We start from the raw sequence: 16,820 nt of genomic DNA, 5'->3' as shown, positions 1-16,820 counted from the left end.
GTAGAGAGAAGCCAGCGTTGATGCTGGCTTTTTTATTACCCGAAGATAGCTTGAGCAAGTGTGATCATTATCGGAATGGTAATGATTGAAAGTAGATTGGTAACCAATTGTGCTGAGCTACAAAATGCTTGCCTGCGGTACATATCGCCAATAACAGAGTAAACACTGAACATAGGCATTGCTGCGATGATGACTAATGCCAGTTTGAGTTCGTAATGCCCCGGAAGTAAGAGGTGCAGCATCAATATGGCGAGTAGTGGGTGAATGATGAGTTTACCCATCGTAACCGAAAGCAGTTGTGTTACGTTCGAACGACCAATTCTTATCTGTGCTAATGCGCCACCGATAACAATTAAAGCCACAGCAACCGCAGACGGTGCGAGTAAATCAAGCGTTGTTTCAAGTGTGGCTGGAAGTTGCAAATCCAATAAGTTGCCGATAACACCGAGTAAAATTGCGATTAGCAGTGGATTTTTAATTATCCGCTTCAAAAGAGTGTATACCTTGATTTTGAGCGGTTGCTGGTTATTGAGGTTACTATAGTCCATCAAGATAAAGCACAGTGGAAGAACACACAGGTTTTCTACTAGCAGGGCCATCGCGAATGCATTCACTGGCGCGTTATCGATCAGTTGAATAATGATTGGATAGCCGATAAATGAACTGTTAGGTAGCACCATGCCTGTTATGGATACGGAAGTATCCAGTTTGCCCAATCCTAATATTTTTTGATAAAAGAACAACCCGATTAGAGTTAGAGCTATGGATGCCAAAGCATAGGCAGAAAGATACCTATAGTTGAGCATTGCTTGCAGATCGATGTTGAGAACCGTTTTTAGGATGACAGCCGGGAGAGCAATGTAAATGACATAGCGTCCCATATCCGAAAGAGAGTGGCTGGAAACCAAACTGAGACGCGCTGCGACATACCCGATTAACATTATCAGGAAAATAGGGAAGATCACTGATAGGACGGTTAACATATCAATCCTTTACATAGTTGTAGATATACCAACTTAAAATCTGCAAGACGAGTTGAGCAACTCAGGGTGCGAGAGATATCCTTAACGCACCCAATAGAGAAGTGTTAAATGGACTTATTGCATGTCAAAAATTGGACTTTCTGCGTAGAGAAAACGGTCATAATCATCATTAGTCGCGTTAAATAGCATCTCTTTGGTATTTTCGAGATGACGCCACATTGCTTGCTTCGCTGCTTTAGGATCTTTCTGCATTAGAGCTTTAAGAATTTCATCGTGCTCGTCGCACCAACTGCGAATCTCGCTATCAAGGATATGCTCATGCATTTTTTTCCAATAGGGGTTATTTTCACGTTGTTCCCAAAGGAGCTGAGCAACGTGGACGATAGCGGAATTCTGCGTACAGCGAGCGATTTGTAAGTGAAATTCTTTGTCCCAGTGTGAGTCACGAGCGTGGTCGTCGGCTTTTGCCTGCTCCTGAATTTTCATCAATGCGACTAAATCTTGCTTTGTACACTGGATAGCAGCAAATTCAGCAATGTTACTTTCGATGAGCTGGCGAGCCTGTAATAGCTCGAAAGGCCCACAATTGAGCATGAAACTATTGGCTGCGTCCAATTCATTTTGTGATGAATTTGCTATACCAAATTGATTGATAACACGGATACCAGATCCTTTGCGGACTTCAACGTAACCCTCAACTTCAAGCATGATCATTGCTTCTCGGACGACGGTACGACTGACGCTTAGTTGTTCTGATATAACACGTTCTGCTGGGAGCATGTCACCGACACGATATTTACCTTCCTGAATATCGTTCTTAAAGTTATTTGCAATTTTGTGGTAAAGCTTGTCACCCACGTCCATAACTAGCCCCTGCTATTGTCATAAATTTGTTATACCAATTCTAACACAGACTGACTAATTCGCTAAGCTTATGTTTCAGAAGGCTCACTAGAATGAGATAATCTGTGAGCCAGATTCTTATTTACCTGTCGAAGATTTCATTGATTTCCTCAAATCACTATCAACTCCAGTTGCGCTTCTCTCAAGGTATGTTTGCGGCATTGATAATGTCATAGATTTGCACCCTAATAGAGCGAGTTTATGGTCATCATTGGTGCAATGATGTAGTAATAAAAATATTAATTACAGTAAAAACAATGATTTTTCTCTTGGCATGCATATTGTATGATGAAAAACGTTAGCTGCAACAGAGCATAACTCAGTGATTGGTATGTACACTGATACAATTTGATTAATAGACATCTAGGGTTCCGACTGATTTATCAGTGCCTGGTCCAAGAGTTGTCAACCTCTTCTGAGGTCACACGGCGGGAAAAAAGCCCGGGAGGCCGACCAATTAACTTGGTTATGTCTCTTGTGCATTTTTGTAAACGTGACTCACAGTGGAGGTGAATCCATGAAACTATCCTTTAGCAAAACACTCTCTTCAATTGCACTATCTGCGAGCCTTTTAGCGTTGCCTTTAGCTTCTCATTCCGTACAAGCGGCTGAAAAGCAAGAGTTTAATGTTGCCTGGTCAATCTATGTTGGTTGGATGCCTTGGGACTACGCCAAGTTCTCTGGAATCATCGATAAATGGGCAGATAAATATGGCATCAAAATTAATATTATCCAGGTTAATGACTATGTTGAATCGGTAAACCAGTATACTGCTGGACAATTCGATGCAACGGCCATGACGAACATGGATGCTCTAACCATTCCTGCTGCTAGTGGCGTGGATTCAACAGCTCTGATTGTGGGCGATTTCTCTGATGGTAACGATGGCATCGTGATGAAAGGCGATAAAACGTTGCAAGATATTAAAGGCCAAAACGTCAATTTAGTTGAATTAAGTGTTTCCCACTACCTGATGGCTCGTGGTCTGGAATCTGTTGGTATGAGCGAGAAAGACGTCAATGTCGTTAATACCTCTGATGCAGATATGATAGCTGCGTTCAGTTCTGATGATGTGACAACAGCGGTAACGTGGAACCCACTATTAAGTGAAATTACATCTCAACCCAATACATCCCTCGTTTTTGATTCTTCTAAAATCCCAGGTGAAATCATCGACTTGATGGTTGCGAATACTGAAACAGTCAATGATAACCCTAAGTTTGCCAAAGCTATGACAGGCGCTTGGTATGAAATTATGGCGCTGATGAGTGCTGAAGATAAGGCTGCAGATAACGCGAAATCTCTGATGGCTCAGGAATCAGGTACTGACTTGGCTGGTTTTAACAAGCAGTTGGCCGCAACCAAAATGTTCTTTGATCCAAAAGATGCTGTCGCATTCACTCAAAGTTCAGCCCTAAAAGAAACAATGCAAAAAGTAGCTGAATTCTCATTTGAGCATGGTTTATTGGGTGAAGGGGCTCCGGATGCTGGATTTGTCGGTATTGAAACTCCGGCTGGAACCTATGGTAATTCGTCAAACATCAAACTGCGTTTTACGGACAAATACATGAAGATGGCTGAGGAAGGCAAGCTGTAATTCATTTTTAAGTTCAGACCAGTTGGAGTTGTTATGACAAAACTTATCAATCGCAAGCCCTCACGCTATGGGCAGTTGATGTTGGGATTATTGCCCTTTCTGATCATTATGTTGGTCTATGTGACGGCATCAGATGCGAGGTTGGCCGTAAACCCTGCAGATAAACTGCTGCCGGCGTTTAGTAGTTTGGTCGATGCAGTAGAGCGTATGGCTTTTACGCCAAGCAAACGTACTGGGGAGTATCTGCTTTGGGCTGATACCTTAGCGAGTTTGCAGCGTTTAGCCTGGGGAGTTGGTTTAAGTGCTCTGGTTGGTCTGGCTTTAGGCATAGCAAACGGAATGATTCCGTTAATTCGTTCTGTTTGCTCGCCAGTGGTAACAGCGATCTCACTGATTCCGCCAATGGCCATTTTACCCATTCTATTCATTAGTTTTGGGTTGGGTGAACTATCAAAAGTCGTCCTGATTTTCATTGGTGTCTGTCCCATTATCATTCGCGATATTCAGCTCAAATCTCAGGCTTTGCCTTATGAACAGTTGATTAAAGCGCAAACCTTGGGGGGCAATAGTTGGCAGATCATCATTCGCGTTATTTTGCCGCAAATCTTTCCGCGCTTAATTGAATCCGTTCGTTTAACCATAGGTAGTGCCTGGCTATTCCTGATCGCTGCAGAAGCGATTGTTGCGACGGATGGTTTGGGTTATCGGATATTTTTGGTACGTCGTTATCTGGCAATGGACGTCATTTTGCCATACGTCTTTTGGATCACATTACTTGCTTACCTGATGGATTGGTTGCTAAGACGTCTGTCTCTCAAGGTGAGTCCTTGGTATCACCAGTCTCAGGGAGAATAACATGGATACAAGAAAACCTATTATTCAGGTAAAAAATGTCTGGAAAGAGTATGGCGATAACATTGTTCTGGAGAGGTTAAATCTCAACGTTTTTCATGGTGACTTTGTCAGTATTGTAGGTGCGTCGGGATGCGGTAAAACGACATTTTTGAATATGTTGCTCGGTACAGAACAACAGACGCGTGGTGATATTTTACTTGATGGTCAACCGCTCTCAAATGAACCCGGTGTCGAGCGTGGCATCGTTTTCCAAAAGTATTCTGTTTTTCCCCATTTGACCGCAATCCAGAATGTGATGCTGGGTGAAGAATTGGATTCTAAGGGGATCGTTCCACTAATGTTTGGTAGAACGATTGGAGGTCAGAAAGCGGCCGTACGCGAGCGTGCTAAAGAAATGCTCATTGCGGTGGGATTAGGTCATGCACTGAATAAATATCCGCATGAACTTTCTGGTGGTATGCGACAGCGCTTGTCTATTGCCCAGTCACTGATTAAGAAGCCGCGTATTTTATTACTCGATGAACCCTTTGGCGCACTCGATCCTGGTATTCGTAAGGATATGCATGTGCTGATTAAAGACCTTTGGCATGAGCAGGGGTTAACGGTTTTCATGATTACTCATGACCTTAGCGAGGGATTTCATTTGGGGAATCGATTGTGGGTATTCGACCAGCCGAGAAAAGACGAGCAAGCACCTGAACGTTTTGGTGCACAGGTTACCTTTGATATCCCGATTGATAAAGACAAGGCCTCACAAGAGGTTCACGAACTAACGAAGAAAATAGCATAGGAGGACACTATGACTTCTAAACAAGAACTTTTTACGGATAAATTACCTGGTGCGGCGCACTGGTCTATGGTCGTGCCAAAGGGGCATGTTTTAAAAGCAACTGACCTGCAGGGTGGCGCTAACCTGAGTATGTTGTTTTACAATCCGACTAATCTGCTTGAGCGCTACAATGCTCCCGATACGTTGAAGTGCCAACATACATTCAAGCTGAGCGCTGGCCACTGTTTATATTCGGATATGGGACGCGTATTTGCATCGGTTATTCAGGATGACACTCACTGGATTGATACTGTTTGTGGTGTCGCCAACAAACGTAAAGTCGCAGACAAATGGGGTGAACGCAACTATCAGGCTGATCGTAATCAGTGGAAACAGAATGGTTATGACGCACTGTTAGTTGAAGTAGCGAAGTACGGATTGGGTAAGAGAGACCTTGCAGCTAACCTGAATCTATTCAGTTGCGTTAAAACGGATGAAGAAGGAAACCTCCAGTTCGTTAACGATCACAGTAAGGCAGGAGACAGCATCGCACTGCGTTTTGAGATGGATACTTTGGTGGTGATGACAACCTGTCCGCACCCAATGAATCCAGCGACTGAATACCCATTCAAGCCAGTTGAAATTGCTCTATACGAAGCTGCGCCCGTTCAAAGCGATGACGCTTGTGTTACGTCTCGCGAAGAAAATGGTCGTGGATTTGAAAATAATCGCCGCTTCCACATGAATACCGATTGCTGTCACCATTAAGGAGGAAAAATCATGATTATTGAAAGCAAATTATTACCTGAAAATGCCGTACGTCGTGATGTAGTTCCTGCCGGTGATTATTACATGAAAGTTGTTAAAGCCGGACAAACGGTGAGAATTCTTGACCTGGAAGGAAACCAGGCTGCGGATACGCTTTTTTTTAATGCGAACGACCCTGCAGAGCGTTACAGTGCGATCGACACAATTCGCGAGCAAGGCAATGTTTATCTTACTGCGGGGACTAAAATCCTCTCAAGTGAAGGAAACGAAATGCTTGAAATTGTAGCGGATACCTGCGGTCGACACGATACACTAGGCGGTGCCTGTGCAACCGAAAGTAATACTGTACGTTATGCGATTGAGAAAAAATGCATGCATGCTTGTCGTGATAGTTGGTTATTAGCCGTTTCAGAAAACGAACAGTTCAATATGAGCAAACGCGATATTACTCATAACATCAATTTCTTTATGAATGTACCGATTACGACTGAAGGTGGTTTAACTTTTGAAGATGGAATCAGTGCACCAGGTAAATACGTTGAGTTAAAAGCGGTAATGGATGTGATTGTATTAATTTCTAACTGCCCACAATTAAATAACCCTTGTAACGCTTATAATCCGACACCGGTTGAAGTCCTGGTCTGGAATTAAATAGCCACAATTGCACTGAGTCGGGGACGACCCCACTACAGACTCTGGGATTGGACCGGGACGACCCGGAAAGATTTTGGTAGCCATCCAATGTTTAATAAGGTGTTAATAGCCAATCGCGGTGCGATTGCTTGTCGAATTATCCGAACGTTAAAAAGCCTCGGTATTAAAAGTGTTGCTGTCTACAGTGAAGCAGATGCACAAAGTCTTCATGTGATTCAGGCGGACGAAGCTTATTCGCTTGGTGAAGGTCCCGCCAGTAAAACCTATCTTGATCAACAAAAAATTATTGCGATAGCAGAAGCGTCGGGCGCAAATGCCATTCATCCAGGGTATGGTTTTTTAAGTGAAAACCCCGATTTTGTGGGCTTGTGCGAGCAAAACAATATTGCTTTTATTGGTCCTACGCCAGAACAAATGAATGTGTTTGGATTGAAGCACTCGGCTAGGGCACTGGCGCAGCAAGCTAATGTTCCTCTTCTTCCTGGGACCGAATTATTACAAGATAAACAACAGGCCTTAGAAGCGGCTGCTCGCATTGGTTATCCCGTGATGTTGAAAAGTACTGCCGGTGGTGGCGGTATCGGAATGCAGTGTTGTTATGATGAGAAAACTCTCGAGAATGCATTTGACTCTGTAAAACGACTGAGTGAAAACAATTTTAGTAACAGCGGCGTTTTTCTGGAAAAATTCATTGAGCGTGCACGTCACATTGAAGTGCAAATTTTCGGTGACGGTCTGGGCTTTGTCGCCGCTCTTGGAGAACGAGATTGTTCAGCGCAGCGCCGTAATCAGAAAGTAATCGAAGAAACGCCAGCTCCAAATCTGTCGGAACAAACACGGCAGGCGTTACAAAATACGGCCGTCAGATTGGCGCAACAGGTTAACTACCGTAACGCGGGCACGGTTGAATTTGTATTAGACCAAACGACAGAGCAATTCTATTTTCTAGAAGTGAATACACGTTTGCAGGTTGAGCATGGTGTTACCGAGCAGGTATACGGTGTTGACCTTGTTGAATGGATGGTCAAACTTGCTGAAGGTACGTTATCTCAAGAACAGCTATCGGCATCCTTAACGCCTAAAGGTCACTCAATTCAGGTTCGACTGTATGCGGAAGACGCGAATAAGAATTTTCAACCATGTGCTGGTTTACTGAGCTATGTTGAATGGCCAGAGATGCCAGAGCTGAGAGTTGAAACCTGGATTGAAGCTGGCGTTGAAGTCTCGCCATTTTTTGATCCGATGCTGGCAAAATGCATTGTCACGGGCAGGGACAGAACAGAAGCATTAGCTAAATTAAATCAGGCTTTAGAGCAGATTTCTATTTATGGCATTGAACACAACCAAGCCTACCTTAAACAGTTAATTAATTCCGATTCTGTTGTCCAAGGCACCACTCTCACTCAATCTCTGAATGAGTTTGTTTACCAGCCGAATACCATCGATGTGATTAGTGGCGGTACGCAGACGACAATCCAGGATTACCCGGGACGTAAAGGTTACTGGAATATTGGTGTGCCACCTTCAGGCCCGATGGATTCGCTGAGTTTTTGTCTCGGTAATCAATTACTGGATAACCCGAGTGATTCTGCAGGGTTGGAGATGATTGTGTCTGGGCCAACCTTGCGTTTTAACACGGACAAATATTTTGTTCTGACTGGAGCCTCTATCCAGGCTTCTCTCGATGAGCAAATTGTCCAGCTGGGAGTCGTTACTCTAGCGAAAAAAGGGCAAACGTTAAAACTGGGTCGAATACAGGGTAACGGTGCACGCAGTTATCTTTTACTGGCTGGTGGTATTGATTGCCCAGACTATTTGGGCAGCAAGTCAACCTTTACGCTAGGTCATTTTGGTGGTCACGCTGGTCGGGGACTCGTGGCTGGTGATGTCATTCATACTCTCTCTAACCAAGCTAAACTTATCGAGGGGCTATCGGCAGAGTTACCTGAGTTATGTCACGAATGGCAAATTCACGTAATGTATGGTCCACATGGCGCACCGGATTTCTTCACTCAAGATGATATTGATGCTTTCTTTTCCGCGACGTGGAAGGTTCACTTTAATTCAAGCCGGACAGGTGTTCGTCTGATAGGACCAAAACCAGAATGGGCGAGGGAAGACGGCGGAGAAGCTGGTCTTCATCCATCCAATATTCATGATAACGCTTATGCTGTCGGTACGATTGATTTTACTGGTGATATGCCAGTGATCCTGGGGCCTGATGGCCCTAGTTTAGGTGGATTTGTCTGCCCTGTTACCATCATCAAAGCTGACTTATGGAAAATGGGACAGCTCAAAGCTGGTGATACAATCCGCTTTATTCCTGTTTCATTGGCACAAGCGGAAGAAGCAGAGCGATCTCAGTTACAGCAAATCGTGTCACTGACTTACCGCGAACCAAATTTACCTGCCTTAGCTGAGTTTAACTCGCCGATTATCAAGACCATCCCTGCTGAAAAGTATGGAGAAGAGGTTGTTTATCGTCCGAGTGGAGAAGACTTTCTGTTGGTTGAATATGGACCTCAGGTGTTGGACATCCGACTTCGATTCCGCGTGCATGCACTGATGCTTAAGATTGAAGAAAGTGCTATCCCAGGTGTGGAAGAACTCACACCGGGTATCCGATCTCTGCAAATTCATTACAACAACCTAACTCTGCCTCGTCATCAGCTACTCGAACTACTCGAAGAATTTGAAGCGAGTCTTGATGGACTCGACGAACTGACTGTACCGGGACGAATAGTTCATCTTCCATTATCTTGGGCTGATGAAGCCACAAAGCTTGCCATTCGTAAATACGATGAAGTGGTTCGCAAAAATGCCCCTTGGTGCCCAGATAATATCGAGTTCATTCGCCGTATAAACGGTCTCGAATCCGTTGATGAAGTGAAAAAGATAGTCTTTGATGCCAGTTATCTCGTTATGGGCCTTGGCGATGTTTATTTGGGTGCGCCAGTCGCGACACCAATGGATCCGCGTCATCGCTTGGTGACAACGAAATATAACCCGGCGAGAACTTGGACACCTGAAAACGCGGTAGGTATCGGTGGCGCTTATTTGTGTGTTTATGGTATGGAAGGGCCGGGAGGCTATCAGTTTGTTGGCAGAACATTACAAATGTGGAATCGCTTCCGTCAAACCAAAGAATTTACCCAACCATGGTTACTCAGATTTTTTGACCAAATTCGTTTCTATGAGGTTTCTGCAGAAGAGCTTTTAGATATTCGACAAAAACATCCATTAGGTCAATATCCGCTGCGTATCGAGGAAACCGAGTTTTCGTTGAAACAATACCATGCGCTATTGGAGCAGCATGGTGATGAGATCACGGAATGTAAAACTCGGCAACAAAATGCATTTGAAGCCGAACGACAACGCTGGATCGAAACGGGTCAGGCCAACTTCGTCATCGAGGAAGCTGAAGAAGAAGAGCAACAGCAGCTTGAATTACGCGATGATCAGATTGTGGTCGAAAGTCATGTCGCAGGGAACATCTGGCAAGTGCTACTCAAACCAGGAGACAAAGTTGTTGCGGGGCAGCCCGTGATGATCCTCGAAGCGATGAAAATGGAATTAGAAGTCGTTGCAACGGAATCAGGAATCATTGATTCAATCTGTTGTGAAAAAGGCAATCAGGTCAATGCTGGACAGGCACTTATTATTATTAACACGGAAGACGCGGACAATCAGGGAGAGATGAAATGAAAGATGTATTAACAATTGAGCAGTTGCTTACCGCCTATAAATCAGGCGAAGTCACTGTACGAGATTTTTTAAAACAGAAACATCTCGCTGCACAGCAAGATAACCATAATGCGTGGATTTCATTGATATCAGATGTTCAGTTAGATTCTTATATCCAAAATCTCGAAAGTAAAGAAATCGAAGATCTACCATTATTTGGTGTGCCGTTTGCTGTGAAAGATAATATCGACTTGCAGGGACTACCGACAACAGCAGCGTGTAAAGAGTTTGCCTACGAACCAACAGACACCGCTTTTGTTGTGCAATGTTTGATTGATGCTGGCGCTGTACCGCTGGGTAAAACTAACCTCGATCAGTTTGCAACAGGTATCAACGGTACACGTAGCCCTTGGGGGGAAGGTAAAAACAGTTTTGATCCTGAGTACATTTCTGGTGGTTCCAGTTCTGGTAGTGCTATCTCAGTTGCGCTGAATCAGGTGTTTTTCTCATTAGGTACGGACACCGCGGGTTCTGGCCGTATCCCTGCTGGTTTTAATAATTTATTTGGAATGAAATCAACGGTTGGTTTGCTCAGTTGTTCTGGAGTAGTACCGGCTTGTCGAACGTTGGATTGCGTGACGTTATTTACTCGTTCAGCTGATGATATTCGACGTCTTCAGGAAGTTGTTTATGTGTATGATGAGCAAGATGATTATTCTCGTGTTTATACTGAGAAAGCGATTCCTGATACCTTTAGTCAGCTACGTATTGGTGTTCCAAAGAAAGAACTGCTGAAGTTTTTCGGTAACGACGATTATGAGAAAGCGTTTTATATCGCGCTTGCCAAGCTTAAATCACTTGGAGCTGAGTTGATCGAATTTGATCTAGAGCCTTTCTTAGAAACGGCAAACCTCCTCTATCACGGACCTTGGGTCGCTGAGCGATATGCTGCGATTGAATCCTTCTTTAACGATAATGAGGAAGCGTGTTTACCCGTGATACAAACCATTATTGGATCAGCTAAGGACTATTCTGCTGCTGATACATTTAAGGCCATGTATCAGTTGAAAGCATACAAAGCAAAATGCGATAAGCTATTAAATACTGTTGACGTCGTTGTTACACCAACGTCAGGTACGACGTATACCATCGCTGAAATGAATGCTGACCCAATTCAGTTAAATACCAACCTTGGTTATTACACTAACTTTATGAATTTGTTGGATTACAGTGCACTATCGTTACCATCAGCGTTTTGTGACTCTGGATTACCTTTCGGAATCACCCTGTTTGGCCCAGCTTTCATTGATAAAGGGTTGGTGAGATTGGCTGAGCAATGGCAGTTGGCGAATCAGTTACCTCTAGGCGCGACAAAGCAGCGTTTAGATGAAGAATATATTGATGTGATGGCTTGTGGTGCTCATATGTCTGGGCTGCCACTCAATTATCAGCTGCTTGAACTTGGCGGTATTTTAAAAAGTACTACCAAGACGGCCGACACTTACAAATTGTATGCATTGCAAGGAGATATTCCTCGCCCAGGACTCGTTCGCACAGAGTTAGGTGGAGCAAGTCTAGAAGTGGAAGTTTGGAGTATGCCGAAAGCTTCTCTTGGTCAGCTACTCACCCAAATACCACACCCTCTGGGATTGGGGAAAGTGGAGCTGAATAATGGAGAGTGGGTGACCGGATTCATCTGTGAAAATATTGGGGCTTTATCTGGAACGGATATTACTCAAACTGGTGGTTGGCGAAGTTATATATCAAAGTAAAGATATTTAGAAAGAGGATAATTTATCCTCTTTTTTGTTGTCACTTCGATTTTAATATATCAGAAATGAGAAAATAACTTATTACAAATGATTTTAACTTCCTAAAAACTTCTGGCAATAAATCACATATGCTATAAATCTAAGTGTCTATTCTATCATTAATTTTCTCAAGTATCAGATTTTAATAGATTAACATCTGATACTTGAGATGTTAATTAGCTTTGTTTTTTTTAAGAAAAATTTAGATGGTTTATTTCTTATAATTTTAAATCAATTATAAGAAACATGTTTTAGGTTTAAGAAGAATAAATAAGATAATATTATTAAGGCTGCATGATATTAACATTTCAATAGTGTTTATTATAATGACCTTCGAACGGTAAATATTAAATCTATATATTAGAACCATCATGGCTCTATCTTATGATTTATTGTTTTTTATTTGAGGGAAAATAAATGAGTGTAATTAATACTGGCACAACAAATACAGATGGAACTGGTTCTGCGACTAACTTGGATGAAAGTAATGCAACGTTAACGGTTACTGATGGTGAATCAATTTATGACGATGGCGCGTACCTTAACGAAACAGACTCCAGTTATGTTTATGTTGATGAATGGAACAAAGATGGTTTCAAAGAGGCCCAAGTCTATTCTGATGACTCTGAAGTGATAGTGAATAATTTCGTCGACGTTGATATTGAAAATTCTTCTGAAGATGCGCACGTATATGTTTACGAAGCTAAGAGAGGCAATATTACTACTTCTGATGGTGATGATACGATTTCTGTTTCGGTAAAAAGTAACAATATTAACTGGAGTAACACGTTTAATGTTAATTCTGGAAACGGCGACGATATCATTACTTTTGATAATTATGAAAATAGTCAAAATACGTCATTAAATATCGATGCTGGCGACGGTAATGATACTGTTGATATTTCTGGTTTGAACGTTGCTGATGTATCAGAAGGTGTTTCTCGAGATATTGATGGTGGGGATGGTTTAGATACGCTGGTTTTATCTAGCCAAACTGGTGTAACGTTTGAAAATTTCGAAGTTATTACAGCAGCCAATAGTGATTCAACTGTTGAGTTGACATTAGACAGTGATTTACTTGCTACCAATGGCAGCGAAGATGGATTAGTTTTAACTGGTTTTGACGTTGATGCTTCTGATTTCGATTCTGCAAGCGTTTCTGACTTGAGTGCAGATGATGCAAGTTACTTGTCTTCTCTAGGTCTTGATGCTTCTGACTACACTGCTCTGACAGTCGATTATGGCGATACGTCTTATCATGTATTGACTGATGATAGTGATTTGTCGTTTGTCGCATAAAGTGAGCTGGCTGCGCTATACGTGCAGCCATTGCAACTATGGCTATTCTTCGAACTTCACATATTTCCATTTCATTTGATTACTTGGTTGCTTTCTGCGACTCAGAGCACGATTTATTATTTTCTTGATTGATCATTCCTACTCTTTTTTTGTATTTTGAAACCGGTTTCTGTAACCGGTTACTTTGTCTTTGAAATAAATAGAAGTGGTGTAACTTCGGTACCGGAAGATAGCGATATATTTTATTTTGCACGTTGTGCGTAGGGAGTGTTGAGAATGAGCCAGGTTTTTCCAGAAAATTTTATGTGGGGTGGTGCCGTCGCTGCTCACCAGCTAGAGGGTGGCTGGGATCAGGGTGGTAAAGGCATGAGTATTATCGATGTTGTTACCGCTGGAGCACATGGTAAGCAACGTCAAATTACGGATGGTGTCATCGCAGGAGAGCTTTATCCTAATCACGAAGCTATCGACTTCTATGGAAGGTATAAAGACGACATCAAGCTTTTTGCTGAAATGGGCTTTAAGTGTTTTAGAACCTCGATTGCCTGGACTCGCATATTCCCAACGGGTGAAGAAGAAACACCGAATGAAGAAGGGCTTAAATTTTATGATGATATGTTCGATGAAATGCTGAAATACGGTATTGAACCTGTCATTACACTTAGCCACTTTGAAATGCCTTACCATTTGGCACAAAAGTATGATGGCTGGACGGGACGTGAAGTCATCGATTTATTTGTTAAATACTCTATGGTCGTCATTGAGCGTTTCCAGCATAAAGTAAAATACTGGATGACGTTTAATGAAATTAATAACCAAAAGAATACCGCTCTGGATATTTTTGGGTGGACTTGCTCGGGCGTAAAATTCACGCAAAAAGAAAAGCCTGAAGAGGCTATGTTTCAGGCGGTACATCATCAGTTTGTCGCTAGCGCCAAGGTGGTTAAGCTGGCACATGAGTTAAATCCGCAGCTGCAAATCGGATGTATGGTTGCCATGGTGCCTTTCTATCCATTTTCATCGAATCCGGATGACGTGATGTTGGCCGAAGTGGCGATGCGAGATCGCTACTATTTCTCCGATGTGATGGCAAAAGGCTACTATCCTAATTACGCCAAAAAAGATTGGGAGCGTAAAGGGTACAATATTGTCATGGCTGAAGAAGACGAGGCAGTGCTTAAAGCGGGTGTCGTTGACTATATTGGTTTTAGTTATTACATGTCTAACACAGTTGACTCTACCGCCGAAGCAAGTAACCAGGAAGAGCTGGTCGATGGTAGTCGCAAGCAATCGGTTCGTAATCCATTTCTCAAGGCCAGTGATTGGGGATGGCAAATTGATCCGGTAGGGTTGCGCTATAGCTTAACGGCATTGTATGAGCGTTATGAAAAACCGTTATTTATCGTTGAAAATGGTTTTGGCGCGACAGACATCGTAGAAGAAAATGGCGAAATAAACGATGACTACCGCATTGATTATTTGCGGGCTCATATCGAGGAAATGGCTAAAGCCATTAATATTGATGGCGTTGAATTGATGGGATACACCCCTTGGGGCTGTATTGATTTAGTCTCTTTCACAACGGGTGAGATGAAAAAGCGCTATGGATTCATTTATGTAGATAAGCATGATGATAATACGGGATCTTTAGCTCGTTCACGCAAAAAATCTTTCTACTGGTATAAGGATGTTATCTCAACCAATGGGGAAAAGTTATAGTTTTTCTTTTGTATTTTAAAGAGTTATTTAGGCCGGCTGAATGCCGGCTTTTTTATGTTCCATTATCTTTGAATACATTTTGTTTACAATTTGAATTCAATTTGTTTGCAAATTGGCAACGTTGTGGTTAAATGATAATCGAATAACGATGTGGTGGTTTTTACAGGAAAACTTAGAATCAGAGGGATTTGATATGATACAGGGTCTATTTAAAAAGGCTGTTATTGCAACAGCGTTAATGTCATCAATGACTACATTTGCTGCAACGCGTTGGGATATGGCAACCCCCTATATTGATGCAAGCTATCACACGCAGAATATTCGTGAGTTTGCCAAAGATGTCAGCGATAAAACCAAGGGTGAACTTAATATTATCGTTCATTCAGGATCATCCTTAATAAAACACACTGAAATCCCTCGCGCGGTGAGAACGCAGCAAGTCCCTATTGGTGAAGTTTTTATTGGTATTTTGGGTAATAGTGATCCGATTTATAAATTAGATAACATTCCATTTCTTGCAACGAACTTTGAGCAGGCTAAAAAGCTGTATGCGGTATCTAAAGCGGCGTTAGAAAAGAAATTGGATAAAGATGGACTCATGCTTCTTTATTCTGTGCCATGGCCTCCTCAAGGACTGTATTCTAAAAAGCCCGTAACGTCAGTTGATGATATTAAGGGAGCTAAAATGCGTTCTTACAGCCCAACGCAATCTCGTTTAGCGGATTTGTTGGGAGCGCAGCCAACCACAGTACAAAACGTTGAGATTCCGCAGGCTTTCTCCACTGGTATCATTGAAATGATGATTACATCACCAACGACTGGGGTAAACAGTCAGTCATGGGACTACGTCTCTAATTACACTGATGTGCAAGCCTGGATTCCTAAAAACATGGTTATCGTTAATAAACGAGCATTCAAGCGTTTAGATAAAGAAACCCAGAAGGCACTGCTTGCTGCTGCCAAATCAGCTGAGGAGCGAGGCTGGGAACTGGCGAAAGAAGAAACGGTTTCTAAGACTCAAGATCTGAAAGACCATGGTATGACTGTGAGCGATCCTACTCCAGAGTTAATGACATCTCTCAAAACGGTCGGAGAAGAGATGGCAAAAGAGTGGGCTGATGAAGCTGGCTCTGAAGGCAAAGAAATTCTCGCTGCCTATAAAAACTAATCTTTCCCAAGCCACTAGTTCTTAGTGGCTTTTTTATTTAGGAGTATCTAATGAGGTCATTATTAGATCGGATTTACCGTATTTCCGGCGCCTTATCAGGGATAGGTATCGTTTTGATATGTGTGCTGATATTAATGCGAGTTGTTGGTCGGTGGATGGGTATAGTTGTTCCTTCGAGTGATGACTTTGCTGGCTATTTACTTGCTGCATCGAGCTTTTTGGGGTTGGCCTACACATTTCGTCAAGGGGGACATATTCGTGTTAGCTTATTTACTTCTCGCATGTCCGAAAAAGCCAATATTCTTTTTGAACGATTTATCTTGTTGTTAGCGTCAGTACTGTGTGTCTTTCTGACACTGAAGTTAATCGATATGGTACTTGAATCTAAAGAATTCGAAGAAGTCACAACGGGCTATGTCCCCGTTCCGCTCTGGATAGTTCAAGCTCCCCTCGCACTAGGGATGTTGATCTTTACTGTCGCCATTATCGATCAGTTTATCGGTAGCCTTTTCTTTAGCGAACGCATACCCGAATCTGACGAAGAAAAATTAGCGCATCAGGAATCATTGGAAACGGAAGTGACTGATGTGGCGAAGGGAGTGAAATAGTA

At 42.7% G+C, this 16,820-nt stretch carries 13 protein-coding genes and 1 riboswitch; of the genes, 11 read left to right on the top strand and 2 right to left on the bottom strand.

Annotation, left to right across the window (positions count from 1 at the left end):
- Nucleotides 1-35: 35 nt before the first annotated feature.
- Nucleotides 36-983, bottom strand: coding sequence for an AEC family transporter (locus EES38_RS02705; protein ID WP_124935617.1), 948 nt, complete (start codon nucleotides 981-983; stop codon nucleotides 36-38).
- 114 nt (nucleotides 984-1,097) lie between these two features.
- Nucleotides 1,098-1,847, bottom strand: coding sequence for an FCD domain-containing protein (locus EES38_RS02700; RefSeq protein ID WP_124935616.1), 750 nt, complete (start codon nucleotides 1,845-1,847; stop codon nucleotides 1,098-1,100).
- A 391-nt stretch (nucleotides 1,848-2,238) separates the two neighbouring features.
- A riboswitch (guanidine-I (ykkC/yxkD leader) is annotated at nucleotides 2,239-2,336 on the top strand.
- Nucleotides 2,337-2,403: 67 nt separating this feature from the next.
- Between EES38_RS02700 and EES38_RS02695 the strand changes: the two genes are divergently transcribed.
- From EES38_RS02695 to EES38_RS02645, 11 genes are all read left to right on the top strand, one after another.
- Nucleotides 2,404-3,483 (top strand): putative urea ABC transporter substrate-binding protein, encoded by a 1,080-nt coding sequence (locus EES38_RS02695; RefSeq protein ID WP_124935615.1) that lies wholly within the window; start codon nucleotides 2,404-2,406, stop codon nucleotides 3,481-3,483.
- Nucleotides 3,484-3,516: 33 nt separating this feature from the next.
- Nucleotides 3,517-4,338 carry an ABC transporter permease gene (locus EES38_RS02690; protein ID WP_124935614.1) on the top strand — a complete coding sequence of 274 codons (822 nt, stop codon included), beginning with the start codon at nucleotides 3,517-3,519 and terminating at the stop codon, nucleotides 4,336-4,338.
- Nucleotide 4,339: 1 nt separating this feature from the next.
- A complete protein-coding gene (locus EES38_RS02685) occupies nucleotides 4,340-5,128 on the top strand; it encodes an ABC transporter ATP-binding protein (RefSeq protein WP_124935613.1) in 789 nt (262 codons plus the stop codon).
- A gap of 9 nt (nucleotides 5,129-5,137) precedes the next feature.
- Complete coding sequence (locus tag EES38_RS02680) at nucleotides 5,138-5,875, top strand: urea amidolyase associated protein UAAP1 (RefSeq protein WP_124935612.1); 738 nt, start codon at nucleotides 5,138-5,140, stop codon at nucleotides 5,873-5,875.
- 12 nt (nucleotides 5,876-5,887) lie between these two features.
- Nucleotides 5,888-6,526 carry an urea amidolyase associated protein UAAP2 gene (locus tag EES38_RS02675; RefSeq protein ID WP_124935611.1) on the top strand — a complete coding sequence of 213 codons (639 nt, stop codon included), beginning with the start codon at nucleotides 5,888-5,890 and terminating at the stop codon, nucleotides 6,524-6,526.
- Nucleotides 6,527-6,616: 90 nt separating this feature from the next.
- On the top strand, nucleotides 6,617-10,234 hold the full coding sequence (gene uca, locus EES38_RS02670) for an urea carboxylase (RefSeq protein WP_124935610.1): 3,618 nt from the start codon (nucleotides 6,617-6,619) through the stop codon (nucleotides 10,232-10,234).
- Nucleotides 10,231-11,985 (top strand): allophanate hydrolase, encoded by a 1,755-nt coding sequence (gene atzF, locus EES38_RS02665; protein WP_124935609.1) that lies wholly within the window; start codon nucleotides 10,231-10,233, stop codon nucleotides 11,983-11,985. Before uca ends, atzF begins: the two co-directional genes overlap by 4 nt.
- A 456-nt stretch (nucleotides 11,986-12,441) precedes the next feature.
- Nucleotides 12,442-13,323, top strand: coding sequence for a hypothetical protein (locus EES38_RS02660; protein ID WP_124935608.1), 882 nt, complete (start codon nucleotides 12,442-12,444; stop codon nucleotides 13,321-13,323).
- A gap of 276 nt (nucleotides 13,324-13,599) precedes the next feature.
- Nucleotides 13,600-15,042, top strand: a complete 1,443-nt coding sequence (locus EES38_RS02655) for a 6-phospho-beta-glucosidase (RefSeq protein ID WP_124935607.1) — start codon at nucleotides 13,600-13,602, stop codon at nucleotides 15,040-15,042.
- A gap of 193 nt (nucleotides 15,043-15,235) precedes the next feature.
- Nucleotides 15,236-16,210 (top strand): TRAP transporter substrate-binding protein, encoded by a 975-nt coding sequence (locus tag EES38_RS02650; RefSeq protein WP_124935606.1) that lies wholly within the window; start codon nucleotides 15,236-15,238, stop codon nucleotides 16,208-16,210.
- Nucleotides 16,211-16,260: 50 nt separating this feature from the next.
- Nucleotides 16,261-16,818 carry a TRAP transporter small permease gene (locus EES38_RS02645; RefSeq protein WP_124935605.1) on the top strand — a complete coding sequence of 186 codons (558 nt, stop codon included), beginning with the start codon at nucleotides 16,261-16,263 and terminating at the stop codon, nucleotides 16,816-16,818.
- Nucleotides 16,819-16,820: the final 2 nt, after the last annotated feature.

The organism is Vibrio viridaestus (assembly GCF_003856525.1).
Taxonomy (GTDB): domain Bacteria; phylum Pseudomonadota; class Gammaproteobacteria; order Enterobacterales; family Vibrionaceae; genus Vibrio; species Vibrio viridaestus.
Note: the sequence above shows the minus strand (reverse complement) of the source record. Positions and strands in the feature narration are given on the sequence as shown.

Bases quoted from the DNA above. Each gene is read 5' to 3' on its own strand.
- EES38_RS02705 (WP_124935617.1), bottom strand. From the start codon at position 983: ATGTTAACCGTCCTATCAGTGATCTTCCCTATTTTCCTGATAATGTTA.
- EES38_RS02700 (WP_124935616.1), bottom strand. From the start codon at position 1,847: ATGGACGTGGGTGACAAGCTTTACCACAAAATTGCAAATAACTTTAAG.
- EES38_RS02695 (WP_124935615.1), top strand. From the start codon at position 2,404: ATGAAACTATCCTTTAGCAAAACACTCTCTTCAATTGCACTATCTGCG.
- EES38_RS02690 (WP_124935614.1), top strand. From the start codon at position 3,517: ATGACAAAACTTATCAATCGCAAGCCCTCACGCTATGGGCAGTTGATG.
- EES38_RS02685 (WP_124935613.1), top strand. From the start codon at position 4,340: ATGGATACAAGAAAACCTATTATTCAGGTAAAAAATGTCTGGAAAGAG.
- EES38_RS02680 (WP_124935612.1), top strand. From the start codon at position 5,138: ATGACTTCTAAACAAGAACTTTTTACGGATAAATTACCTGGTGCGGCG.
- EES38_RS02675 (WP_124935611.1), top strand. From the start codon at position 5,888: ATGATTATTGAAAGCAAATTATTACCTGAAAATGCCGTACGTCGTGAT.
- uca (WP_124935610.1), top strand. From the start codon at position 6,617: ATGTTTAATAAGGTGTTAATAGCCAATCGCGGTGCGATTGCTTGTCGA.
- atzF (WP_124935609.1), top strand. From the start codon at position 10,231: ATGAAAGATGTATTAACAATTGAGCAGTTGCTTACCGCCTATAAATCA.
- EES38_RS02660 (WP_124935608.1), top strand. From the start codon at position 12,442: ATGAGTGTAATTAATACTGGCACAACAAATACAGATGGAACTGGTTCT.
- EES38_RS02655 (WP_124935607.1), top strand. From the start codon at position 13,600: ATGAGCCAGGTTTTTCCAGAAAATTTTATGTGGGGTGGTGCCGTCGCT.
- EES38_RS02650 (WP_124935606.1), top strand. From the start codon at position 15,236: ATGATACAGGGTCTATTTAAAAAGGCTGTTATTGCAACAGCGTTAATG.
- EES38_RS02645 (WP_124935605.1), top strand. From the start codon at position 16,261: ATGAGGTCATTATTAGATCGGATTTACCGTATTTCCGGCGCCTTATCA.